This window comes from Hymenobacter lapidiphilus, assembly GCF_003417065.2.
Classification (GTDB): Bacteria; Bacteroidota; Bacteroidia; order Cytophagales; family Hymenobacteraceae; genus Hymenobacter.
The window spans coordinates 13,716-36,559 of sequence record NZ_QVLT01000041.1 but is presented as its reverse complement, the minus strand read 5'-3'; the positions used below and the strand labels follow the sequence as shown (position 1 = coordinate 36,559).

19 protein-coding genes are annotated in these 22,844 nt (G+C 61.2%); 17 read left to right on the top strand and 2 right to left on the bottom strand.

The genetic code is table 11. From position 1 onward, the window contains the following. Positions 1 to 219: 219 nt before the first annotated feature. The 12 genes from D0N36_RS17375 (at position 220) to amaB (ending at position 16,283) form a co-directional block, all read left to right on the top strand. A complete protein-coding gene (locus D0N36_RS17375) occupies positions 220 to 1,224 on the top strand; it encodes an ABC transporter ATP-binding protein (RefSeq protein ID WP_116943090.1) in 1,005 nt (334 codons plus the stop codon). Positions 1,225 to 1,255: 31 nt separating this feature from the next. Then, positions 1,256 to 1,771: a GNAT family N-acetyltransferase gene (locus tag D0N36_RS17370; RefSeq protein ID WP_116943089.1), complete on the top strand. Its 516-nt coding sequence runs from the start codon at positions 1,256 to 1,258 to the stop codon at positions 1,769 to 1,771. A gap of 227 nt (positions 1,772 to 1,998) precedes the next feature. Further along, entirely contained in the window at positions 1,999 to 3,192 is a 1,194-nt protein-coding gene (locus tag D0N36_RS17365) for a glycosyltransferase family 1 protein (protein WP_242478986.1), read from the top strand. Between the two features lie 176 nt (positions 3,193 to 3,368). Continuing rightward, a complete protein-coding gene (gene glf, locus D0N36_RS17360) occupies positions 3,369 to 4,544 on the top strand; it encodes a UDP-galactopyranose mutase (protein ID WP_116943087.1) in 1,176 nt (391 codons plus the stop codon). Between the two features lie 342 nt (positions 4,545 to 4,886). Continuing rightward, positions 4,887 to 8,291 carry a preprotein translocase subunit SecA gene (gene secA, locus D0N36_RS17355; protein ID WP_116943086.1) on the top strand — a complete coding sequence of 1,135 codons (3,405 nt, stop codon included), beginning with the start codon at positions 4,887 to 4,889 and terminating at the stop codon, positions 8,289 to 8,291. Between the two features lie 184 nt (positions 8,292 to 8,475). Next, positions 8,476 to 9,177 carry a deoxyribose-phosphate aldolase gene (deoC, locus tag D0N36_RS17350; protein WP_116943085.1) on the top strand — a complete coding sequence of 234 codons (702 nt, stop codon included), beginning with the start codon at positions 8,476 to 8,478 and terminating at the stop codon, positions 9,175 to 9,177. Continuing rightward, positions 9,143 to 9,691 (top strand): sporulation protein, encoded by a 549-nt coding sequence (locus tag D0N36_RS17345; RefSeq protein ID WP_147320959.1) that lies wholly within the window; start codon positions 9,143 to 9,145, stop codon positions 9,689 to 9,691. The genes deoC and D0N36_RS17345 overlap by 35 nt, the downstream gene beginning before the upstream one ends. Before the next feature lie 194 nt (positions 9,692 to 9,885). Continuing rightward, complete coding sequence (locus D0N36_RS17340) at positions 9,886 to 11,085, top strand: M20 metallopeptidase family protein (RefSeq protein WP_116943083.1); 1,200 nt, start codon at positions 9,886 to 9,888, stop codon at positions 11,083 to 11,085. Between the two features lie 95 nt (positions 11,086 to 11,180). Then, entirely contained in the window at positions 11,181 to 12,014 is an 834-nt protein-coding gene (locus D0N36_RS17335) for a hypothetical protein (protein ID WP_116943082.1), read from the top strand. 200 nt (positions 12,015 to 12,214) lie between these two features. Next, entirely contained in the window at positions 12,215 to 12,649 is a 435-nt protein-coding gene (locus tag D0N36_RS17330; protein WP_116943081.1) for an Hsp20/alpha crystallin family protein, read from the top strand. 263 nt (positions 12,650 to 12,912) lie between these two features. Beyond that, positions 12,913 to 14,424, top strand: coding sequence for a Do family serine endopeptidase (locus tag D0N36_RS17325; RefSeq protein WP_242478985.1), 1,512 nt, complete (start codon positions 12,913 to 12,915; stop codon positions 14,422 to 14,424). 260 nt (positions 14,425 to 14,684) lie between these two features. Continuing rightward, on the top strand, positions 14,685 to 16,283 hold the full coding sequence (gene amaB / locus D0N36_RS17320; RefSeq protein WP_242478984.1) for an L-piperidine-6-carboxylate dehydrogenase: 1,599 nt from the start codon (positions 14,685 to 14,687) through the stop codon (positions 16,281 to 16,283). A 75-nt stretch (positions 16,284 to 16,358) separates the two neighbouring features. On the opposite strand, the gene D0N36_RS17315 is transcribed toward amaB, so the two are convergent. Continuing rightward, complete coding sequence (locus D0N36_RS17315) at positions 16,359 to 16,880, bottom strand: hypothetical protein (RefSeq protein ID WP_116943080.1); 522 nt, start codon at positions 16,878 to 16,880, stop codon at positions 16,359 to 16,361. Positions 16,881 to 17,069: 189 nt separating this feature from the next. Between D0N36_RS17315 and D0N36_RS17310 the strand changes: the two genes are divergently transcribed. The 5 genes from D0N36_RS17310 (at position 17,070) to D0N36_RS17290 (ending at position 21,192) form a co-directional block, all read left to right on the top strand. Then, positions 17,070 to 17,630, top strand: a complete 561-nt coding sequence (locus D0N36_RS17310; RefSeq protein ID WP_116943079.1) for an RNA polymerase sigma factor — start codon at positions 17,070 to 17,072, stop codon at positions 17,628 to 17,630. Between the two features lie 247 nt (positions 17,631 to 17,877). Then, a complete protein-coding gene (locus D0N36_RS17305; protein WP_116943078.1) occupies positions 17,878 to 18,648 on the top strand; it encodes a hypothetical protein in 771 nt (256 codons plus the stop codon). Between the two features lie 3 nt (positions 18,649 to 18,651). Then, the gene (locus D0N36_RS17300; RefSeq protein WP_147320958.1) at positions 18,652 to 19,899 is read left to right on the top strand and encodes a hypothetical protein; all 1,248 of its coding nucleotides are present in this window, start codon (positions 18,652 to 18,654) and stop codon (positions 19,897 to 19,899) included. Between the two features lie 59 nt (positions 19,900 to 19,958). Continuing rightward, positions 19,959 to 20,546 (top strand): PPC domain-containing DNA-binding protein, encoded by a 588-nt coding sequence (locus tag D0N36_RS17295; protein ID WP_242478983.1) that lies wholly within the window; start codon positions 19,959 to 19,961, stop codon positions 20,544 to 20,546. 130 nt (positions 20,547 to 20,676) lie between these two features. Beyond that, a complete protein-coding gene (locus tag D0N36_RS17290; RefSeq protein ID WP_116943076.1) occupies positions 20,677 to 21,192 on the top strand; it encodes a PaaI family thioesterase in 516 nt (171 codons plus the stop codon). Positions 21,193 to 21,239: 47 nt separating this feature from the next. Here D0N36_RS17290 and D0N36_RS17285 read toward each other — a convergent pair whose 3' ends face one another. Next, positions 21,240 to 22,814 carry a diadenylate cyclase gene (locus D0N36_RS17285; protein WP_116943075.1) on the bottom strand — a complete coding sequence of 525 codons (1,575 nt, stop codon included), beginning with the start codon at positions 22,812 to 22,814 and terminating at the stop codon, positions 21,240 to 21,242. Between the last annotated feature and the right edge of the window lie 30 nt (positions 22,815 to 22,844).

Below are 22,844 nucleotides of genomic sequence, written 5' to 3'. Positions count from 1 at the left end.
GGCAGAAAACCGAGTACGCCAACCAGGCCCGCGACCGGAAAATCACGAGCTACTTCGAGGACGGCACCGTGCAGCGCGAGCAGCAGTACAAGAACAACCTGCCCGTGGGCCAGTGGCGTACCTATTTACGATTCAGGCGAGATTCTTCGTCCCTGCTCTAAGCGCAGCATGCTCTGAATGACGTTCGGTTGTTAAGAACTACCAACTACACCCTAATCCATGTCCGAACCTGACTTCCTCACCGTCTGTAATATCAGTCTGGAGGAGCACGGACAGCCGATACTAGATGGCATCAGCTTCGAGCAGGCGGCCGGCCGTAAGCTGGCGTTGGCGGGCGAATCGGGGGCGGGTAAGAGTACGTTGTTGCAGGTAATTGCCGGGTTGGTGCAGCCCACGGCGGGGGAGGTGCATTTTGCCGGCCGCCGGGTGCGAGGGCCCCAGGAGGTGCTGGTGCCGGGGCATCCGGGCATCGTGTATCTGTCGCAGAAATCGGATTTGCCAAAGTCGCTGCGGGTGGAGCAGGTGCTGCGCTACGCCAGTAAGCGGCCCGCGGCCGAGGCCCAGGCCGTGTACGAGGTCTGCCGCATCAGCCCGCTCATGGCCCGGCGCACCGACCAGCTCTCGGGCGGCGAGCAGCAGCGGGTGGCGCTGGCCCGGCTGCTGCTGTCGGCCCCGCGCCTGCTGCTGCTCGATGAACCCTTCTCCAACCTCGACCGCACTCATAAGCAGCAGCTCCAGACCGTCATCCGCGAAGTGGGGGAGGAGTTGGGCATCACCTGCCTGCTCGTCTCTCACGACCCCACCGACACGCTGCCCTGGGCCGACGAAATCTTGGTGTTGCACCACGGCCAACTGGTGCAGCAGGGCACCCCCGAGCAGGTGTACCGCCAGCCGGTGAGCGAGTACGCCGCCGCCCTGTTCGGCGACTACAACCGCCTCGAAGGTCCCGCCCTGCGCGCCCTGCTGGCGTCGGCCCCGCGCCGCCGCCTGCCCGGCCCGGTGCTGCTCGTGCGCTCCGAGAACCTGCGACTGGCTCCCGTCGGCAGCCCCGGTGCAGCTGGCACTGTGCGGGCCGTGCGCTTCCTGGGCAGCTTCTACGAAGCCGAAGTGCAGCTACCCGCCACGCTGCTGCGGGTGCGCTTGCCGGCCGCAACGGTAGTAGCGGGAGAAGCGGTGGTGGTGCAGCTGACGGAAGGCGCGCCGATTTCGTTTATAAGCGGCTAAGCACAACGCACTATCAACTAAGCACCAACTTATGCTGCAATCCGACCTCATCCGCCTGCGCCCGCTCGAAGCCGACGACCTCGATTTCCTGTACCAGCTGGAAAACGACCCGGCGGTGTGGGGCGTGTCGGATACGCTGGCGCCCGTGTCGCGGCACGTGCTGCGGCAGTACCTGGATAACGCGGCGGCCGATTTTTTTGAGGTGCGCCAGCTGCGGCTGGTACTCGAAGATTCGGCGACCGGGGGGGCGGTGGGCACACTGGACTTGTTCGGCTTCGAGCCCCTGCACCAGCGGGCGGGCGTGGGCATTACGGTGCTGGCCAGCCACCGGCGCCGTGGCTACGCCCGGGCCGCGCTGGCGCTGCTGCGGCCCTATTCCCGGCAGGTACTGCGCCTGCATCAGCTGCACTGCACGATTGGGGCCGATAATGAGGCCAGTTTGCAGCTGTTTGCGGCAGCGGGCTTTACGCGGGTGGGCGTACGGCGCGAGTGGCTGCGCACCGCCGAAGGGTGGCGGGATGCCGTGGAGCTGCAGTGCCTGCTGTAACTGGCAATACCCAGCGGCAGACTTTTGCTACGGCTGCCGCGCTTAACCAGTATGACGCGTATAAGTTTATAGATCCGTTGGCTAATATATTTAGCTTCTGCCGGACAGTAAAAATAGTAGCAGCTCGACAATATCCTTTTAAAAAGCAGGGGCGTATAGGCAGAGGAAGTCAGGCGGACAGGCTCGTGTAGTTGCCTGGCTTTCTTCATTCGTTTATACTGTTTTCTATGCCATCTGCCCCGCTGGCGGAGGCGCCTATGCGCTCCGCTGCTGCCAACCACATCGGCCAAACTACCGCTTACTCGCTGCCCGACGTCGTCTGCTTTGCGCACCTGCATTGGGATTTCGTGTGGCAGCGGCCCCAGCATTTAATGTCGCGCTTTGCCCAGCATGGCCGCGTATTTTACGTGGAGGATGCTTTTTATCACGACAATGACCAGGTACAGCCCCACCTCGAAATAAAGGAGCGGCCCCACGGCCTGAAAGTAGTAGTGGCCCACCTGCCCAACCGCCTGCGCCACGATGCCCCGGCGGCCGACGAAGCTCAGAATACGCTGCTGCACACGTTTTTTCAGGAGCAGAACCTGACCAGCTACCTGTTCTGGTACTACACGCCGATGGCCCTGGGCAAGTCGGGCGGCTTCGCGCCGGCCCTGACGGTGTACGACTGCATGGACGAGCTGGCCAACTTTAAATTCGCGCCGCCCGAGTTGCGTGCGCGCGAGCAGGAGCTGTTTCGTAAGGCCGACCTCGTATTCACGGGCGGCCACACGCTCTACGAGGCCAAGCGCCAGCAGCACGCCGATGCCCATCCCTTCCCGAGTAGCATCGACAAGGACCACTTTGGCCAGGCCCGCCAGCCGCTGCCCGAGCCCGCCGACCAAGCCGGAATTGCGCACCCACGCGTCGGTTTCTTTGGCGTAGTTGACGAGCGGCTTGATATTGAGCTGCTGGGCCAGCTGGCCGAGGCCCATCCCGAATGGCAGTTCGTCATCATCGGCCCGGTAGTCAAAATCGACCCTGATACGCTGCCTAAAAGCGCCAACATTCATTACCTCGGCGGCAAGGATTACCAGGAACTACCCACCTACCTGGCGGGTTGGGACGTGGCCACGCTGCTGTTCGCCGACAACGAGAGCACCAAGTTCATATCGCCTACCAAAACGCCCGAGTACCTGGCCGCCGGCCGGCCCGTCGTCAGCACGCCCATCCGCGACGTGGTACGGCCCTACGGCGAGTTGAAGTTGGTGCAGATTGCCGCTACCGCCAACGAGTTTGGCCGGGCCATAACCACGGCCCTCACCCAAACCCAGGATGCCGACTGGCAACAGCGCACTGACGATTACCTGGCTACCATCAGCTGGGACCAGACCTGGCAACAGATGGTTGAGTTGATGCAGGCAAGGATCAGCGCAAAGTAGGGTTGAGCTTAAGTAAGTCAGCCAATTATTTTGGCTGAATTTACTAATAAGTAGCATCAAAACTCTGATTGATTTGTTCATAGGGCCGGGCTCAAAGTCCCGGCTTCGACCTTCCAACCTAGGGCTTCGGTTACCAGAATTCAGGCTCCAAAACACACACCTCCAAACACCATTATATGTTTGATTATCTGATAGTAGGGGCCGGATTTGCCGGCAGCGTGCTGGCCGAGCGGCTGGCCACGCGCTCCAACAAGAAAGTGCTGGTAGTGGACAAGCGCAACCATATTGCGGGCAACGCCTACGACCACTACAATGAGGATGGAATTCTAGTGCACAAATACGGCCCGCACATCTTCCACACCAACTCTAAGGACGTATTCGAGTACCTGTCGGACTTCACCGACTGGCGCCCCTACGAACACCGCGTGCTGGCTTCGGTAGACGGCCAGCTGGTGCCGATGCCCATCAACCTCGATACCATTAACAAGCTCTATGGCCTGAAGCTCAATAGCTTCGAGGTCGAAGAGTTCTTCGCGTCGGTGGCCGAGCAGGTGCCAGTCGTTAAAACGTCGGAAGATGTGGTGGTAAGCAAGGTGGGCCGGGAGCTGTATGAGAAGTTCTTCCGCAACTACACGCGCAAGCAGTGGGGCATGGACCCTTCGGAGCTCGACAAGTCGGTAACCAGCCGCGTGCCCACCCGCACCAACCGCGACGACCGCTACTTCACCGACACCTACCAGGCCATGCCCCTGCACGGCTACACGCGCATGTTTGAGCGGCTCCTGGACCACCCCAACATCAAGGTGATGCTCAACACCGACTACCACGACATCATCGACTTCATTCCGTTCAAGGAGATGATTTTCACGGGTCCGGTCGATGAGTTCTTCGATTTCAAGTACGGCAAGCTGCCCTACCGCTCGCTCGAATTCAAGCACGAAACGCTGAACACGGAAAACTACCTGGCCGCGCCTGTCGTGAACTACCCCAACGATAATCTTTACACGCGCATTACCGAGTTCAAAGCCCTCACCGGCCAGCAGCACCCCAAAACGGCCATCGTGTACGAGTATCCCAAGGCCGAGGGCGACCCGTACTACCCCGTGCCGCGCCTCGAAAACGCCGAGCTCTACAACAAGTACAAGAAGCTGGCCGACAACACTCCCAACGTGCACTTTGTGGGGCGCCTGGCTACCTACAAGTACTACAACATGGACCAGGTAGTGGCCCAGGCTCTCACACTTTATAAGAAGCTCACCGAAAAATCCGACGATACGGTGCGTAAGCCTGCCATTGCGGGTTCCACCGAGCTGGTCGAGAAGCTCGTATCGCGCGACCCGGCCAAGCCATAAGCTTCAGCCGCTAAGCGCCAGTACGAACGCTATCCAGGGCCTTATTACGTTTTAATAACCGGAATACCGGCTGTTTTGACGTGATAAGGCCCTTTCTGCGTCCTGTGGGGTTGGCTGCCCCCGGCCGTAATACCTGGTTTTGTGGGGCAGAGGGGCCGTAGCCAGCAGCCCCGCTGGCCTGACAAGCCGGCGGACTGAATAATTTGTGCATGCTCTTTGATGATAGGCCGCTTGTCGTTTCGGGACCGGAGCGGCGTGGCGGCTTGAAAAGAGCCGGGTGATTCCCGAAAAACGCCGTAAATTTGAACTGCGCCCCGGCGTTTCAATTAAGGTAACCGCAACATGCTTGATTTTTTAGGGAAGACCGTCGCCAAATTGTTCGGGTCCAAAGCCGACAAGGACCTGAAGGAGATTGTCCCGTACGTGGCGCTTATTAACGCCGAATATGCCAAACTGGCACCCATCAGCGACGACGAGCTCCGTGCCCGCACCGACGAGGTCCGCGCCCGCATCAATGCCCATCTGAAAACGACCGACGACCAGCTGGCTGGCCTGCACGAGCGCGTAAACGCCGAAGGCCTCGATGCCCTGCAGAAAGAGGATTTATTCGACCAGATCGACGCCCTCGAAAAGCAGCGTAACAAGGAGCTGGAAGTGGTGCTGCTGGAAGTGCTGCCCCTGTCGTTTGCCATTACCAAGGAAACCGCCCGCCGCTACGCCGAAAACAAACAGCTCGTTGTAACGGCCACCGACTACGACCGGGAATACGCCAGCCGCAAGGGCAACGTCACCATCGTGGGCGACCAGGCTATCTGGAGCAATACCTGGCTGGCTGCCGGTGCCGAAATCACCTGGGACATGGTGCATTACGATGTGCAGCTGATTGGCGGCGTAGTGCTGCACCAGGGTAAGATTGCCGAAATGGCTACCGGCGAGGGCAAAACACTGGTTTCGACCCTGCCCTCCTTCCTCAACGCGCTGGCCAAGCGCGGCGTGCACCTGGTTACAGTGAACGACTACCTGGCCAAGCGCGACTCGGAGTGGAATGCGCCGCTGTTCGAGTTCCACGGTATTACCGTGGACTGCATCGACAAGCACCAGCCCAACACCGATGCCCGCCGTAAGGCCTATCTGGCCGACATTACTTACGGCACCAACAACGAGTTCGGCTTCGACTACCTGCGCGACAACATGGCCCGCGACCCCCAGGAGCTGGTGCAGCGCAAGCATCATTACGCCATGGTCGACGAAGTGGACTCGGTGCTGATTGACGACGCCCGGACCCCGCTCATCATCTCCGGCCCCATTCCGCGCGGCGACGTGCACGAGTTCCACCAGCTCAAGCCCCGGATTCAAAAGGTAGTGGATGCCCAGAAAAAACTGGTGCAGAATTACCTGGTGGAAGCCCGCAAGCTCATCAAGGAAAACAACGTTGGCCCCAAGGAAGGGGAGGGCGGCTTGGCGCTGTTCCGCGCCTTCCGCGGCCTGCCCAAGAGCAAGCCGCTCATCAAGTTTCTGAGCGAAACCGGCATGCGGGCTGCGCTGCAGAAGGTGGAAAACTACTACCTGCAGGACAACTCGCGCCAGATGCCCCAGGCCGACCTGCCGCTTTACTTCACCATCGACGAGAAGAACAACCAGATTGAGCTGACCGAAAAGGGCCTCGACCTGATTACCGGCGAGGGCGAAGACCCGCGCCTGTTCATTATGCCCGACATCGGCTCGGAAATAGCCGACATTGAGAAAAATGCTGCCTTGAGCGGCGAAGAGAAGCTGCACGCCAAGGAGCAGCTGATGGATAATTTCCAGCAGCAGTCGGAGCGCGTACACACCATCAGCCAGCTGCTGAAGGCCTACACGCTGTTCGAGCGCGACGACCAGTACATCCTCACCGAGGACGGCAAGGTGAAAATCGTGGACGAGCAGACCGGCCGCGTAATGGAAGGTCGTCGTTATTCCGATGGCCTGCACCAGGCCCTCGAAGCCAAGGAAAATGTGCGCGTTGAGGAGCTCACCCAGACTTACGCCACGGTTACGCTGCAGAACTTCTTCCGCATGTACCACAAGCTGGGCGGCATGACGGGTACGGCCGAAACCGAGGCCGGTGAATTCTGGGAAATCTATAAGCTCGATGTGGTGGTAGTGCCCACCAACCGCGGCATTGCCCGCAAAGACGAGCACGACAAGGTGTACAAAACGGTACGCGAGAAGTACAACGCCGTGGCCGACGAAATCCAGGAGCTGGTGCAGGCCGGCCGCCCGGTGCTGGTAGGTACTACAAGCGTCGAGATTTCGGAGTTGGTAAGCCGGATGCTCAAGTTTAAGGGCATTCCCCACCAGGTGCTCAACGCCAAGCAGAACCAGCGTGAGGCCGAAATTGTGGCCGGCGCCGGCTTCCCTGGCACCGTCACCATTGCCACCAACATGGCTGGTCGGGGTACCGACATCAAGCTGCGCGAAACGTCGAAGGAATCGGGGGGGCTGGCCATCATCGGCACCGAGCGCCACGAAAGCCGCCGCGTTGACCGCCAGTTGCGGGGCCGCGCCGGCCGCCAGGGCGACCCGGGCTCTTCGCAGTTCTTCGTGAGTTTGGAGGACAATTTGATGCGCCTGTTCGGCTCCGACCGCATTGCCAAGCTCATGGACCGTATGGGTCTGGAGGAAGGCGAAGTGATTCAGCACTCCATGATTACCAGCTCGATTGAGCGGGCTCAGAAGAAGGTGGAGGAAAACAACTTCGGCATCCGCAAGCGCCTGCTCGAGTACGACGACGTGATGAACGCCCAGCGCGAGGTAGTGTACAAGCGCCGCCGCAACGCCCTGCATGGCGAGCGTCTGGAGCTCGACATCTGGAACATGATTTACGACGTCTGCGAAGACATTGTGGTGGGCCACAAGGGCAGCAACGACTTCAACGATTTCCAGCTGGCCATCATCCGCATCTTCGGCTATGACACGCACCTGACGGCCCAGCAGCTGGCGGGCATGACGGCTGGCCAGCTCACCCAGCAACTCTACGACGAGGCGCTGGGCTACTACCACAGCAAGAACGAGTTCATTGGCAGCAATGCTATGCCGCTCATCAACGACCTGCTGAGCCAGAACGCGCCCTACGAAAACATTGCCGTGCCGTTCACCGACGGCCGCAAGCAGATTCAGGCCGTGGCCAACCTGCGCCGCGCCCAGGCCACCCAGGGCCAGGAGGTGATTCGCGGGATGGAAAAAGTGGTCGTGCTGTCGGTTATCGACGAAGCCTGGACCAAGCACCTGCGTGCCATGGACGACCTCAAGCAGGTAGTACAGAACGCCGTGTACGAGCAGAAAGACCCGTTGCTGGTGTACAAGTTTGAGTCGTTCGAGCTGTTCAAGCAGATGATCAGCAAGGTGAACGAAGACACCATCCAGTTCCTGTTCCGCGCCGATGTGCCCATGCAGGCCGGCCAGGATGGCGAGGACGAGTTCGAGTATTTCACCGAGGACGAGCTGCCCGTTGCCCCGCCCCAGCCCAAGCTCACGATGGAGAAGGAAATCTCCTCCGTTTCGCTCGGCGCGGGCCCCGAAGACCTGGAGCAGGATGGCGCCATGACCCAGTTGTTGGAAAAGCAGCAGCCCGCCCGCTCCCAGAAAGTAGCCAACCGCAACGAAAAAGTGAGCGTGCAGTACATGGACGGCCGCATCGTGCGCGACGTGAAGTTCAAGCAGGTGGAAGACGACCTGCTAAACGACCGGGCCGTTTTGATTGACTAATCAGAGTTTTGGATGGCCGGTTGACTTTAAACAGCCGCCTGTCATCCTGACGAAGGAAGGACCTTATTACGCTTGAACGGCCGTAGCAACGACTCGTTTAAGCGCGGTAAGGTCCTTCCTTCGTCAGGATGACAGATTTTAAATTGCCCTCAGAACAGCACCTCAAACTCCCAAACTCTAACTTATGAACCTCGCGCCCTACATCGACCACACGTTGCTCAAGCCCGACGCTACGCCGGAGCAGATTGCGCGGCTTTGCGCCGAGGCGGCGGCCCACGGCTTTGCCAGCGTGTGCGTGCCGCCCTGTTACGTGCGGCAGGCGGCCGAGGCATTACACGGTTCGGGCGTGGCCGTGTGCACGGTTATCGGGTTCCCGCTGGGCTACTCGCTGGCCAAGGTGAAGTTTTTCGAGGGCCACCTGGCCCTAACCGACGGGGCCACCGAGCTGGATATGGTGCTGAATATCGGGGCCCTGAAGGCCGGCCGGCACGCCGAGGTGGAGGATGAAATAGGGCAGTTGGCCGAGCTGTGCCGCCTGCGCGGGGCGATACTCAAGGTGATTATTGAAACGGCTTTGCTCACGGAGGCCGAAATCGTGACGGCTTGCCGGCTCTGTGCCGAAGCGGGCGCCAACTTCGTGAAAACCAGTACTGGCTTTGCCAGCCGCGGCGCCTCAGTGGCCGACATTGAGCTGATGCGTGCCTCGCTACCTACCCATATCCGCCTCAAAGCCTCCGGTAGCATTCGTACCCGCGAAGCCGCCCTGGCCCTGGTAGCAGCCGGTGCCGACCGCCTGGGTGCCTCTGATGGCGTAGCTTTGCTGGCCCAACCCGCTACTGTATCCGCTGCTTATGATTCCGACCACGACTCTTCCGCTGCTTCGTAACGTGCTGATGTTGTGTGGCCTGCTGTCGTTGGGCGCCTGTGCCGCCTCCGGGCCCGTCGCTCCGGCCGCCGATACTACCCGCCGTGCCCCGCAGGTGCCGCCCGAAGATTTGAGCCGTTTCCGACCGGTATTTCCGGCGCCTAAAGCAACGGCTGCAGTACCCGCGCCGCGGGTGCGCCCGGTACCGCCTACCAACCAAGTGAATTCCCAGATAGAGCAGCGCCTGCGCGATTTGGCTTATACCAACCGCAATGTCAAGTATGCCCAGGGCTACCGGGTGCTGGCTTATGTGGGGCTGGAGAAGGACAAAGCTATGAGCGTGCGCCGGGCCATCATCAGCCGCTACCCCGAAGAAACCGACTACCTGACCTACAAGCAGCCTATCTTCCGCCTGCAGGTCGGCGACTACCTCACCCGCCTCGAAGCCGCCCAAGCCCTGCTGCGCCTGCGTCCCCTGGCCCCCCGCGCCGAACTGGAATCCATGCAGGTGATTATCAATAAGACGGGATACTAAATTTGAGCTGATGGCACGACGTAGGGGCGGGGCTTGCCCCGCCCGCCATCGAATGGTTTCGTTAGGAGTCGCAGCAGCTTCGTTCTGCCGTTGAACAGAATAATGCTGAACAGAATCGTTGAAACGGTGCTAACGGCGGGCGGGGGCAAGCCCCGCCCCTACGTCGTGCCATCAACCAGCCACAAAACAAAACTATGAACCACCTTCTCTCCCGCGTGAAGCAGTTGGCGGCCGAAGCCGCAGCCGATACGGTGGCGCTACGCCAGCATCTGCACGCCCACCCCGAGCTGTCGTTTGAGGAGCACGCGACGGTGGCTTTCGTAACGGAGCAGCTGCAGAAGCTGGGGCTGCAAACCCAGCCGATTGCCGGCACGGGTGTGGTGGCCGTTATCGAGGGGCGCAACCCCGGCGCCCGCACCGTGGCGCTGCGGGCCGATATGGATGCGCTGCCCATCACGGAGCAGAATGAGGTGCCCTACAAGTCGCAAAACCCCGGCGTGATGCACGCCTGCGGCCACGACGTGCACACGGCCTCGCTGCTGGGTGCGGCCCGTATTCTGGTGGCGCTGAAAGACGAGTTTGAGGGCAGTGTGAAGCTGATGTTTCAGCCCGGCGAGGAGCGGCTGCCCGGCGGCGCGGCGCTGATGATTGCCGAGGGCGTACTCGAAAATCCGAAGCCAGCCAGCGTGCTGGGCCAGCACGTTTTCCCGATGCTGCCGGCCGGCAAGGTAGGCCTGCGGGCTGGTCGTTACATGGCCAGCACCGACGAGCTGTACCTGACCGTGCGCGGTAAGGGCGGCCACGGCGCCATGCCCGAGCAGAACGTGGACCCGGTGCTGGTAGCGGCCCACATCATTGTGGCCGCCCAGCAGATTGTGAGCCGCCGCGCCAACCCCAAGCTACCCTCGGTGCTGTCGTTCGGCAAAGTCGTTGCTCAGGGCGCCACCAACGTAATTCCCAACGAGGTGTATATGGAAGGCACATTCCGGACGCTGAACGAGGAGTGGCGCAACGAGGCCCACCAGCACCTGCGCCGCCTCTGCGAGGGCTTGGCCGAGAGCATGGGCGCGAGCTGCGAGCTGGAAATCCGCCGCGGCTACCCCTACCTCGAAAACGAACCCGCCCTCACGGCCCGCACCGAGCAGGCCGCCGTGGAGTACCTGGGCCGCGCCAACGTAGTGGAGCTCGACCAGTGGATGGCCGCCGAGGATTTTGCTTACTTCAGCCAAGCCGCCAGCGCCTGCTTCTACCGCCTCGGCACCGCCGCCGCCGATGGCAGCGGCCGCCTCAGCGCCTCAGTCCATACGCCTACTTTTGATGTCGACCCGCACGCGCTGGAAGTGGGCCCCGGCCTGATGGCCTGGTTGACGCTGCACGAGCTGGCGGAAAAGTAGCCCGGCCAGGCAACGGCACACCAGTGGCGTTCTTAGCTTTTTCCTGATACTATTGCGGTGTCGGCTTCGGGCCATCATCTATCCGCTCCCTATTTATGCGCTTTTCTACGCTTGCCGCCATTGCGGCCACCTCCCTGCTGGCGCTGGCCATTAAGCCCGCCGCCGCCCAGAGTCGCTTTACTACTGAATGGACCGTGTTGCCCGAGCTGCAAGCCGAGTTTGCGCTGCGCGGCAACGACTACCTGCTGGTCGGGTTTAATCTGGCGCGGCCGGTCGGGGTTAACAAGGCCTACGATGTAGACCCGGGCTTCCAGTTTCGATTGGGCTACGAGCGTTTCTGGAACCCCAATTGGAGCTGGGGAGCCACTTTTCGCATAGGGAGAAACGCTTATGGGGGGAATGGCGACTTCCTGAACATGCCCGGCAGCATCGTGCCGGGCCTGCTGCTACGCCACAGTTCCCAAATAGGGCCATTGCGCTTCAGCCAGCGGCTGGCGGCCGAATATGCTACCAGCTTCGTTATTTTGGGCGACTCGCCACGCAACCGCGCCCTGGCCCGCCTGCGCCTGGGGCTCGACCATGAGTTTGGCTTGGGCTCTACGTTGAAATTGCGTCCTCGCCTGTCGTATGAAGTGCTCACCTACCTGCGCTTCCAGCGCGATGAGGACCAACCCAAAGAACAGTTCGTGGATTTGGGCGGCCTGCGCGGTGAGCTGGGCGTACGCCTCTCCCCGCGCTTCGACCTGACGCCCTGGGTGGCCTCGCAAACCAGTTACATGAAGGCCCTGGACCAATTCGACGTTAACGGCAACCGCGTATCAGGCGGTAATTTCAGGTTTGTGTCTCCGGTTGTGGGCCTCGACCTGCGCGTAACGCTGGGCCGCGCTGCCCTCGACGCTGACCGCCAGCCGCTGCCCACGCAGCATTAGCAGCGCATAGTGTCAACCTGGCACTGAGGATAATCTGGTATATAGTGTCTGGGGGCATTTCGACTCGCTGTATGACGGAGGGTAAGCTGAACAAAATGTCAATGTGGCATTAATATTTGATTGGTACAGATTTTATAAAGTAAAGGTGTCGCTGGTTGAGAGACCGGCTGTTCAACTTCACCCTTACTTTCTGTACAATTATGCCAACGCTGCTGTATAACAACCGCCCGGCCCGGCCATCCTTTCATTCCGCGCTCAATGAAATGCTGCGCGATACGCTGCCGGCCCAGCATAAACCCACCGAATCGTTCAGCCCCGCCGCCGACGTACTCGAAGGCCCCGAAGGCTTCCAGCTGCAGCTCATGCTGCCCGGCGTAGCGAAGGAGGATGTGAAAATCGATTTCCAGGAAGGCCAGCTCACCGTCAGCGGCGAACGGAAAGCCCCGGAAGCTGCCGAAAACGCTCCGAAGTTCCGCCGCGTCGAGTCGGGCTACGGCCAGTTCTCGCGCACCTTTCGCCTGCCCGATACCGTGGACGTGACGGCCATCAGCGCCGAGCTGACCAACGGCATCCTGCACCTGATGCTGCCCTTCGACAGCAAAAAGGTGAGCAGGCTGCAAATTGAAGTGCGTTAATTGGTTCTCAAAAAGGGCGCTCAACTGGAGCGCCCTTTTTGCTTATGTTGAGCCGCTAACGCGCCAATGGCGTACCGCTCGGCCAAAACAATCTACCAACTGGCTGTTTTAATCCCTGAACGCCCGTGCAACCGGACACCATTGGTTAGGCATCTGACGTTGTAATGGCATCGGAGAGAGGATTGGTTGGGCCGTTTGATGGTCTGTTCGCCTTTTTCATTGTAAATTCAATTTTCGCTATTTACCCCTAAGTTTTCATACCCATGCAAGCAAAACAAATGATGCTCGGCCTGCTGGGCTCCGCCGTTCTGGGCGGAGGCGTGGCCGTGGGCGGCTATAAGCTGCTCGAACCCGAGCGCGACAACTCGCCCCAGGCCCTGGCTGCCGACCCCAATGTACGCTACACCAGTGCCCTGAAAAGCAGCACCTACGCCGTTTCCGACGGTCTGAACTTCACGGCCGCCGCCGCTACCGTAACGCCGGCCGTGGTACACGTAATGACGGAGTACTCGCCCCAGGCCGGCCAGAACGACGCCGCCGCGCGCATGGACCCCTTCCTGCGCCAGTTCTTTGGCGACGATTTTGACCAGTACCGCGGCCGGGGCCGCCAGCAGGGGCCCCAGCAGGGCTCGGGCTCGGGCGTTATCATCGCCGCCAACGGCTACATCGTCACCAACAACCACGTCATCGACAAAGCCAGCAAAATTGAGGTGGTAATGGACGACAAGCGTAAGTTTGAGGCCGAGCTGGTGGGCAAAGACCCCAACACCGACCTGGCCCTGCTTAAGGTGAAGGCCGATAACCTGCCCTTCATCCGCTACGGCAACTCCGACGATGTGAAAGTGGGCGAGTGGGTACTGGCCGTGGGCAACCCCTTCAACCTGAACTCGACCGTTACGGCCGGCATCATTTCGGCTAAGGGCCGTAACATCAACATCCTGCGGCGCGAAGATGGCATGGGCATCGAGTCGTTTCTGCAGACCGATGCCGTGGTGAACCCCGGCAACTCGGGCGGCGCGCTGGTCAACCTCAGCGGCGACCTGATTGGCATCAACTCGGCCATTGCCTCGCAAACCGGCTCGTTTGTGGGCTACTCGTTTGCCGTGCCCAGCTCTATTGTGAGCAAGGTAATTGACGACCTGCTGAAGTACAAAGTAGTGCAGCGCGCCCTGCTGGGTGTGCAGATTCGGGAGATTGATGCCACGCTGGCCGCCGAAAAGAAGCTCAGCACTTTGAATGGGGTGTACGTGATAGGTGCCGGCAAAGGCAGCAGCGCCGCCGAAGCTGGTTTGCGTGAGGGCGACGTCATCACATCCATCAACGGTGCGAAAGTGAACACCTCCTCGCAGCTGCAGGAGCAGGTAGCCCGCTTCCGCCCCGGCGATAAAATTAAGGTGAGTTACCTGCGCGACGGCAACGACCGTATGGCTACGGCCACGCTGCGCAATGCCACCGGCACCACCGACGTGATTCGGGAAACAGCTGCCACCACCATCAAGTACGAAGGGGCCAGCCTGAGCCCGGTAACGCGCCAGGAGCAGGGCAAGCTGGGCATTGAGGGAGGCGCCAAAATCAGCGGCATCCGCGACTCGAACTTCCGCGAAACCGGCATTGCCGACGGCTTCATCATCACCCGTATCGATAAAAACCGCGTCGAGAAGCCCCAGGACGTGCAGCGCCTGCTCGAAGCCGCCAAGGAAACCGATGGTGCGCTGGTAGAAGGCGTGTACCCCGACGGCCGCAAGGCCTACTACCCCATCGGGCAGGGCCAGTAAGTAGCGCGCCGTTAGCTTTTAGCTGTCAGCAATTAGCTTTCGTTTTGATGAATAAAACAGCACGAGGAATCTAGGCTCCTCGCTTACCTCAATTGAAAAATCCCTCGTCGCAATGCGCGGCGGGGGCTTTTTTGTATGCTGGCCAACTCTTATAGTGGTTGGCGAAAAGGCTGCCCCGAAAGCTTTTGTTAGCTTTGTAAGAGGCTGCTGCGGCTGCCTCGTTCTCCTGCCATCCTAACCCCACCCATATTCCGCATACCATGAAGCAAGCACTCGAAGAAGCTATTGCCACCGACACCGACGTTCAGGACCACGACCACCACGGCATCCGGCAGGTACTGCGCGAGCTGGGCGTAGAGGCCCACAACGCCGCCTGGAGCACCGGCCTGGAGTGGGGCGGCACCGACAATAAAAACACCCGCACCATCCACTCGCCCGCCGACGGTAAGGTAATCGGGACCGTAGCCATAGCTACCGCCGAAGACTACGAGCACGTGGTAACTAAAGCCAAGGAGGCCTTTAAAACCTGGCGGCTGGTGCCGGCGCCCAAGCGCGGCGAAATCGTGCGCCAGATTGGCAACAAGCTCCGCGACCACAAGGACGACCTGGGCAAGCTGGTGAGCTACGAGATGGGCAAAATTCTGCAGGAAGGCTTGGGCGAGGTGCAGGAAATGATTGACATCTGCGACTTCGCCGTGGGCCTTTCGCGCCAGCTGCACGGCCTCACCATGCACTCGGAGCGGCCCGCCCACCGCATGTACGAGCAGTACCACCCGCTGGGCGTGGTGGGCATCATCTCGGCCTTCAACTTCCCGGTGGCCGTGTGGAGCTGGAACGCCATGCTGGCTGCCGTCTGCGGCGACACCTGCATCTGGAAGCCCTCCGAGAAAACTCCGCTTACCGGCGTGGCCATTCAGCACATCATCAAGAGCGTGCTGGAAGAAAACGAGCTGCCCGAGGGCATCTTCAACCTCATTATTGGCGATGCTGAAATCGGGGCCAAAATGGCGGCCGATGGGCGCGTGCCGCTGGTTTCGGCCACCGGCAGCACTGGGATGGGCAAGAAAGTAGGCGAGGCAGTGGGTGCCCGTCTGGGCAAGTCGCTGCTGGAGCTGGGCGGCAACAACGCTATCATTCTCACCGAGCACGCCGACCTGAGCATTGCTATGCCGGGCATCGTGTTCGGGGCAGTGGGCACCTGCGGGCAGCGCTGCACCAGCACCCGCCGCCTCATCATCCACGACTCGATTTACGACGACGTGAAGGCCCGCCTGCTCAAAATTTACCCCAACCTGCCCATCGGCCACCCGCTGCAGGACGGCACGCTGGTCGGCCCGCTGATTGACAAGGATTCGGTGGACGGCTTCCAGAAGGCCCTCAAGGCGGTGCAAAGCGAAGGCGGCACGCTGCTCATCGGCGGCGAGTTGCTCGAAGGCGCGGGCTACGAAACCGGCACCTACGTGACGCCGGCCATCGTGGAGGCGAAGAACGAGTACGCCACGGTGCAGGATGAAACCTTCGCGCCCATTCTGTACCTGATTAAGTACAGCGGCGACGTAATGGCCGCCATCGACCTGCAGAACGGCGTGCGCCAGGGCCTGTCGTCGAGCATCTTCACGCTCAACATGCGCGAGGCCGAAACCTTCCTCAGCCAGGGCGGCTCCGACTGCGGCATTGCCAACGTGAACATCGGCACGAGTGGGGCCGAAATCGGTGGTGCGTTCGGTGGCGAGAAGGAAACCGGCGGTGGCCGCGAGTCCGGCTCCGACGCCTGGAAGGTGTACATGCGCCGCCAGACCAACACCATCAACTACAGCACCACGCTGCCGCTGGCCCAGGGCATCAAGTTCGACGTGTAACGGTTAAGCTCTGATATTACGCAAACGCCCGCACGGTTTTACCGGGCGGGCCGTTTAGCATTTTACTACGGATGGTTAAAGGCCGATTTTGATGTCGCCGTGGCCCTTTGCAATGAAGGTATTGCCATTTTTAAATATATAGTAGAGGCGATAACGTTTGCCTTGCTCAAAGTTGCTGTTGCGTACGTCGTAATGGAAGGCTCCATCTAATACGGCGGGGGCAGTTAGAACTGGCTGCACTACCTGGTATTTCGCGTTTACTATGACCAGCTTACATTCCACAGCAGCTGGAGAAACGAAATGAAAAACAGCTTGGCCGGACGTAATTGGATTAGGATAGGCAACAAGACGAGAAAATGTGCCAACGGCAGTTGCGTTTAGGTTAAGGCCTAAGTCCTTGAACAGGTCTTGCTCCTGCTGATTCCAGTTTTCATCCAGCGTCCAGTCGGTTGGGTCGGAGGTTCCCTGTAATCGGCCACTTGCGTCCCGCAACGTGATACCGTCGTTGGGACCGAAGTCGATGGTGGGTGCGGCATCCTTTTTATGGCAGGCTGCCAGGCAGATGCTCGTAATAAATAGGGCTGGAAGAAACTTCATAGTGCAGGAAAGGCTTTAGGAGCAGAAAGGTAAGCAGGCTGCTGGTTGCAGCTTCTTTGAGCCTTCGGGTGCAACCACCGGCCCGACCAGTGGTCTTTCTGCTACTTAACTGCCGGCCGTGTCGGTTCGCCCGGAAAGTGGGATATTTACCTTTCCCACTCTTTTGTTCCGCTACTGCTGCCACATCCTATGGAAGCTTTTGCTTACACCGACATCAACGCGCCGCTGGTCGAGCGGTGCCGCTTAGGCGACCGGCGCGCCCAGGCCGAAATATACAAGCGCTACTCCAAAGCCATGTTCAACGCTTCGTTGCGCATCACCGGCGACTATGCCGAGGCGGAGGACGTGCTGCAGGAAGCGTTTCTGAGTGCGTTTCGGGAGTTGCACAGCTACAAGGGTGACTCGTCGTTCGGCTCCTGGCTCAAGCGCATCGTCATCAACAAAAGTATCAACTGCCTGCGCAACCGGCGCCTGAGTCTGGTACCGCTGGGCGAGCAGCACGATGCCGCCGCCGAAGCCACCGATTACGGCCCCGAGCCGGAAATAACCAGCTGGCGGGCCGATGTGGTGCGCCGCTGCGTGCAGGATCTGCCCGACGGCTACCGCGTGGTGCTCACCCTGTACCTGCTCGAAGGCTACGATCACGCCGAAATTGCCGGTATTCTCAACATCAGCGAATCCACTTCTAAATCACAATACAGCCGGGCCCGTAAGAAGCTCCTCGAACTGGCCCGGCAACACGGGCTTTGATATGCGGAGAAAGGACCAGCCTACTGGAAAGATGCAAAGTGGCTGGTGCGCCACCCGCCCCGACGCCTGGCAGCATTTTCCGGTTTGTTGATGGCTAAGTAGCCATGCGGCGCGCCCGCTGCACATTGCTCGCCCTTTCAATAGTCTGTTCATATCCCGCACTCCCAATACCTAGCACATACCACACCGTGCGGCGCTGGCCCACCCCTCGCCCGACCAGCCGCCCGGTTCCGCCACTCACTTTGCCATGCATATCAATAACCCCGGACTGGAAACCTTCGTGGACCATAATCGCGCCGATTTCGACGCGTTTGAGCCGCGCCCGGACCTATGGGAATCCATTGCCCAAGACCTGGATGCGGCCTCTGCCGCCCCTGAGCCGCAGGCCGAGCCAGTGCCCGCCCGGGTGCTGGCCCTGTTCCCGCAAACAGCCCCGGCCGCACTAACGCCTGCTGCTACGGCTAATGCTACCGCTGCTGCCGTGCGCTCGGCCCGGCCTTACGGCATTGCCGCCGCCGTAGCCACCTTGCTACTGTTGGGCACCTGGGCCTGGCAGCAGCCCCAGGCCAGCCGCTGGACCCGCCCGGCGGCTACGGCTGCGCTGCCCACCGGTCTGGATCCGGAGGCCGAGCTGCCGCCCTATACAGTGCCCGGCTTGGCTTCCCCAGCCTCGGCGGGCCCCGAGCAGCGCCTGGCCAGTGCCGTGCAGCGGATGGAAACGTACTATGCCACCCAGCTAACCGAGCGCCAGCAGGAGCTGCGCCTGGCCGATGAGGAATTTGGCGCGGAGGCACCGCAGGCTGATTGGCAGCAGGAGCTGGGGGCCCTCGACATGGCCTACCAACAGCTCAAAACGGAGCTCTACCAGAACCCCGAACCCGAAATGGTGCTGGAGGCCATGAACCGCAACATGCAGATTCGGCTCGATTTGCTGGGCCAGCAGCTGCGCACCCGCGAGCAGATTCGCGAGTACCACTCCCAACCCTACATGGTGGCGGACAGCCGCCGTTTGCCTTAACGAATGCGTTGGTTTCGGATGATAAGTGACAGGACCAGCCAGTTCGGGCTGGCGTTGATGGCGTTGCTGACCCTGAGCACCGCTCAGGCCCAGGTACTGGCTCCGTCCGGCTCCGCCGATGCCCACTTCTGCGAGCCGGCTGCTGCGGCCCTGGCTGGCCAGTCGGGCGCGCTTGTACCGCGCATGAGCACCGCGCATAGCCCCGACCAAGGGCCCGCGCAGAACGACGGTGCCGCCGTGCCGGCTGTCGAGAAAGTCCGGACGCTGAGCCGTACGTTTCCTACCAGCCCCACCAAGCTCTATACCCTCGATACCCGCTATGGCCGGGTAGAGATAAACGTGTGGAACCGTCCCGAAATCCGCACCGATGTCACCATCATCACCCGGGCCGAAACCGATGCGAAGGCGCAGGAGCTGCAGGCCATGATTGAAGTGGATCTGCTGGCCCGCGACCCCAAAACGGGCGGCATTTCGGCCCGCTCGCGCTTCGGCGAGCTGCCCCGCGAGTGCCGTAGCCAGGTGAAGCTCTACGAGGTGAACTATACCGTATGGGTGCCCGCCAACAACCCGCTGGCCCTGCACAATGCCTTCGGCGAAATCAGCCTGACCGGCGACCTGACCGGGGCCACCGAGCTGGCCGTAGAGTACGGCCGCCTACGTACGGCCCGTTTGGAGGGGCCGCGCAACAGCCTGAAACTAACCAATGCCCGCGCCGCTGTGGCCTTCGCCCGCCGGGCCGTCATCGACGCCTCATACGCCAAAGTACGCCTCACCGAAGGCGGCAGCGTGGAGCTGCGCAGCAACTACTCCGACATCGACATTGGGCTGGTAGGCGACCTTACCGTGCATAGCAAGTACGGCGACGTAGCCCTGGGCACGGTGCAGAACCTGTGCGGTACTTCGGGCTACTCGCGCTTCAGCGTCGATAAGCTCAACAGCGCGCTGGATATGAAGGTGCAGTATAGCCCGAGCTTTGAGGTGCGCAACACCGGCCCCAACTTCCGTCAGATTACCCTCGACGGCGGCTACAGCACCATTCTGCTCAACTTCCCCGACGGCGCTGCCTTTGGTTTTGAGGTAAACACCGAGCACGGCCAGCTATTGGTGGATAAGCGCCTGGTGAAAGTTGCGTCGGCAGAATCCAGCCCTACTTCCAGCGACACCCAGGGCACGTTTGGTGCCGCCTCGGCCCGAAACGCTGGCAACGTCAATATCAAAGTCCGCTACGGCAACGTAAGCTTCAACAGGTGAGTTGAGGAGCAGGCAGTGATACTAAGCGACGGCCTTCGCAGGCGGCAGCCAGACCAAGTATGATGAATTCGCTCATTACTTTCTCCGCTGTAACTCGCCTGTTGCTCGCGGCGCTGCTGCTTATAATTGCCCCGGCCGCTGCCCAAACCGTTCCTGCTATGCCCGCTACCGATGCCGCAGTTTCGTCGCCCTTGCGCACGTATGCCCTGCGGCTAAAGCCAGGACAGGATTTGCGGCGCGAGCTGCTGGCTTTTGCACAGGCCCAGGGGCTGCGGGCTGCCTGCATCCTCACCGGCGTGGGCAGCCTGACCACAGCCACGCTCCGGCTGGCCAACCAGGAGGGGCCCACGGTCTATCAGGGCCATTTCGAAATCGTGTCGCTGGTTGGTACGCTCTCGGTCAATGGCAGCCACCTGCACCTGTCCGTAGCCGACTCGACGGGCCGCACGCTGGGCGGCCACCTGCTCGACGGCAACATCATCTATACCACCGCCGAACTGGTTATCGGCGAGCTGCCGGCCCTGGATTTCCGGCGCGAAACCGACCCCACCTTCGGCTACCAGGAGCTAGTGGTGCGGCCCGCCACGGCGGTTCCAACAGCAGCGCCCAGCAAGCAGCCCGCTTCGGCCAGAAAGCGCAAAAAGTAGCTTTTTCGGCTGCCAGAAGCCGCGGCTACTTGGAGGGTGTTGTTTGCCGGCCACTGTGCCAGCAGGCAGTAAGGTAGTATTTACTCGGCATGACGAGCAAATTCCGTTTCTTGTGGAAAACCCGACCGCCATGTCCAACCAACCCGCTTCCGTTGCCGCTCCCGATACCGCCCGCCTGGAGAAGTTCCGCCGCGACATCAGCAACCCGCTCAAGCTGAAGCTGTTTATGCTGCGCAAGCTGCCGATGGCCTACCTGGCCGGCCTGCGCGTGGCCGAAGTGCAGCCGGAGCGCTGCACCATCACGGTGCCCTACAAGTATCTAACGCAGAATCCGTTCCGGAGCATCTACTTCGCCTGCCTGAGTATGGCGGCCGAAATGGCCAGCGGCCTGCTGGCTATGATGCACGTGCAGAGCGGCGCGCCGGTATCAATGCTGGTAGTGGGCCTGGAGGCCGATTTCATCAAGAAAGCCGTGGGCCTCATCCGCTTCACCTGCCCCGACGGGGCGGCCATCGGCCAAGCCATTGCCGAAAGTCGCGCCACCGGCGAGGGCCGCACCGTGCTGGCCACCAGCACCGGCACCGACGAAGCCGGCGACACGGTAGCGACCTTCCGGATTACGTGGTCGTTCCGGGGCAAGCGGTGATTTTTAGGGCTTAGGTTTTAGGAAAGAACGACGTTCTTCCCTAAAACCTACTCCTCCCGCATACTGTCCTTGGTAATCACGTCCATCAGGCCGTCTTCGCTCACTACAATGGCCATGCAGGGGTAGGGGCTGCTTTCGACGTAGCGGATGGCCGAATTGTAGCGGGCGCCGCGGGTGCTGGTGCCGCGGCCGGTGGCCTTACCGTCCAAGATGACGCCGATGGAGTAGCAGTAGGCTTCCGGGTCGAGCAGCACGGCCCCGTCGATGGAGGTGACGAGGCGGGTGATGAGCGGGGTGAGCGGCACGGGCTCGATGAGCGTACACTGGAGCTTGAGGCGGTCGGCTTCGGCCAGCGCCTCGGTGGTGATGACGAGCAGCGTGCCGTGCTTCTGGCGGCTGGCTTCGAGCACCACGTCCCAGAGCTTTTCCACTTTGGCCGAATCGGTGAGCTCAAACGTGCGGCGCAGGTCACGGCGGAACTTGGTGCGGTTGAGGCGCGCGCGGGGCAGGCTGGGGTGGCCGTAGTGGGCGCGCATGAGTACCTGCCCGCCGTGCTGAAATTCCCAGGCATAGTGGGTGATAAAGCTGATGACGAACAAATCCTCACGGGCGGCATCGTACTGCCCGATTTGCCGGCCCAACGCATACACGTTCTCGCCGTCGGCCAGCAGGCTCACGTCGGAGGTCGTCATTTCGAGCAGCTTGCGCACGGCCCGGTAGTCGGTGAGCGGGGTGGGGCAGGTGAGGGCAAATACCTCCGCCAGGTTGGGGTGGCCGCGGCGGGCCAGCAGCAACTTGCCCACGCCCTCGGCCCCCTCGTAGCGCAACGACGAGATGGTGTTGCAGGTGGCGAACAGCTTAGTGGCAGCCGGGTCCATGCCCATGTCCTGGGCCGGCGTATCCATAAACAGCTTGCCCGCCGAGCGGATAATCTCGTCGGCGTCGCGGGGGCGGATGAGGAGGCCCGACCCCGGCTCGGGCTCGGTCAGCGACTTAATGCAGTCTTCGTTGAAGCGCAGAATAGCCGCCTGAATAAGCGAGTGGGGCAGCTGGCGGCCATCGGTATAGAAGCGGTTGGGCTGCAGCGAGGGGTAGCTGTTGTACACCTTGCGGTTGAGCCGGAGCACGGGCATCACCGCGAATTGGCCAATCTGGGCCGGCCAGCCGGCAAACGACAGCCGCTTGTCGGCGGCGTCGAGCTCGTCGAGCACCTCCTGCACAGCCAGGCGTACGCCCCGGCCAAACTGCTTGCGGCGCTGCATATCCTCACTCTCAATGTCGGGGTCGGTGGTGAACTGCCAGTTGTGCGCCAGCTGCAGGGCCTTGCCTCGTTCGAGTACCCGCGCGAAGTGATGTGCGGGCACCGCCGAGTTGGCGGGCTCAAACTCGGCCGCAGCGTACAGGTCGTTGTGGATTCGTCCGGCGGCCGTCAGGGGCAGCGCCAGCAGATACACGTACGGGTCGAGGTCTTCGTCGAGGGCATCGAACAGACCGTTGGCCACTGTTTGGGCTGCCTGCCGGAACCGCGCCTGATAAGGCCAGATGGGGTGGCTGGTGGGTAGGGGCAACGGCGTGCCGAAGGCAACGGGCGGGGCAGAAAGCAGCGGCAGCGGGGACAGCATAACGGAAGGACGGAGGCAGTATTGGGTATT

Excerpts from the sequence above, each read along its gene's own strand:
- D0N36_RS17375 (WP_116943090.1), top strand. The coding sequence starts at position 220 with ATGTCCGAACCTGACTTCCTCACCGTCTGTAATATCAGTCTGGAGGAG.
- D0N36_RS17370 (WP_116943089.1), top strand. The coding sequence starts at position 1,256 with ATGCTGCAATCCGACCTCATCCGCCTGCGCCCGCTCGAAGCCGACGAC.
- D0N36_RS17365 (WP_242478986.1), top strand. The coding sequence starts at position 1,999 with ATGCCATCTGCCCCGCTGGCGGAGGCGCCTATGCGCTCCGCTGCTGCC.
- glf (WP_116943087.1), top strand. The coding sequence starts at position 3,369 with ATGTTTGATTATCTGATAGTAGGGGCCGGATTTGCCGGCAGCGTGCTG.
- secA (WP_116943086.1), top strand. The coding sequence starts at position 4,887 with ATGCTTGATTTTTTAGGGAAGACCGTCGCCAAATTGTTCGGGTCCAAA.
- deoC (WP_116943085.1), top strand. The coding sequence starts at position 8,476 with ATGAACCTCGCGCCCTACATCGACCACACGTTGCTCAAGCCCGACGCT.
- D0N36_RS17345 (WP_147320959.1), top strand. The coding sequence starts at position 9,143 with ATGATTCCGACCACGACTCTTCCGCTGCTTCGTAACGTGCTGATGTTG.
- D0N36_RS17340 (WP_116943083.1), top strand. The coding sequence starts at position 9,886 with ATGAACCACCTTCTCTCCCGCGTGAAGCAGTTGGCGGCCGAAGCCGCA.
- D0N36_RS17335 (WP_116943082.1), top strand. The coding sequence starts at position 11,181 with ATGCGCTTTTCTACGCTTGCCGCCATTGCGGCCACCTCCCTGCTGGCG.
- D0N36_RS17330 (WP_116943081.1), top strand. The coding sequence starts at position 12,215 with ATGCCAACGCTGCTGTATAACAACCGCCCGGCCCGGCCATCCTTTCAT.
- D0N36_RS17325 (WP_242478985.1), top strand. The coding sequence starts at position 12,913 with ATGCAAGCAAAACAAATGATGCTCGGCCTGCTGGGCTCCGCCGTTCTG.
- amaB (WP_242478984.1), top strand. The coding sequence starts at position 14,685 with ATGAAGCAAGCACTCGAAGAAGCTATTGCCACCGACACCGACGTTCAG.
- D0N36_RS17315 (WP_116943080.1), bottom strand. The coding sequence starts at position 16,880 with ATGAAGTTTCTTCCAGCCCTATTTATTACGAGCATCTGCCTGGCAGCC.
- D0N36_RS17310 (WP_116943079.1), top strand. The coding sequence starts at position 17,070 with ATGGAAGCTTTTGCTTACACCGACATCAACGCGCCGCTGGTCGAGCGG.
- D0N36_RS17305 (WP_116943078.1), top strand. The coding sequence starts at position 17,878 with ATGCATATCAATAACCCCGGACTGGAAACCTTCGTGGACCATAATCGC.
- D0N36_RS17300 (WP_147320958.1), top strand. The coding sequence starts at position 18,652 with ATGCGTTGGTTTCGGATGATAAGTGACAGGACCAGCCAGTTCGGGCTG.
- D0N36_RS17295 (WP_242478983.1), top strand. The coding sequence starts at position 19,959 with ATGATGAATTCGCTCATTACTTTCTCCGCTGTAACTCGCCTGTTGCTC.
- D0N36_RS17290 (WP_116943076.1), top strand. The coding sequence starts at position 20,677 with ATGTCCAACCAACCCGCTTCCGTTGCCGCTCCCGATACCGCCCGCCTG.
- D0N36_RS17285 (WP_116943075.1), bottom strand. The coding sequence starts at position 22,814 with ATGCTGTCCCCGCTGCCGCTGCTTTCTGCCCCGCCCGTTGCCTTCGGC.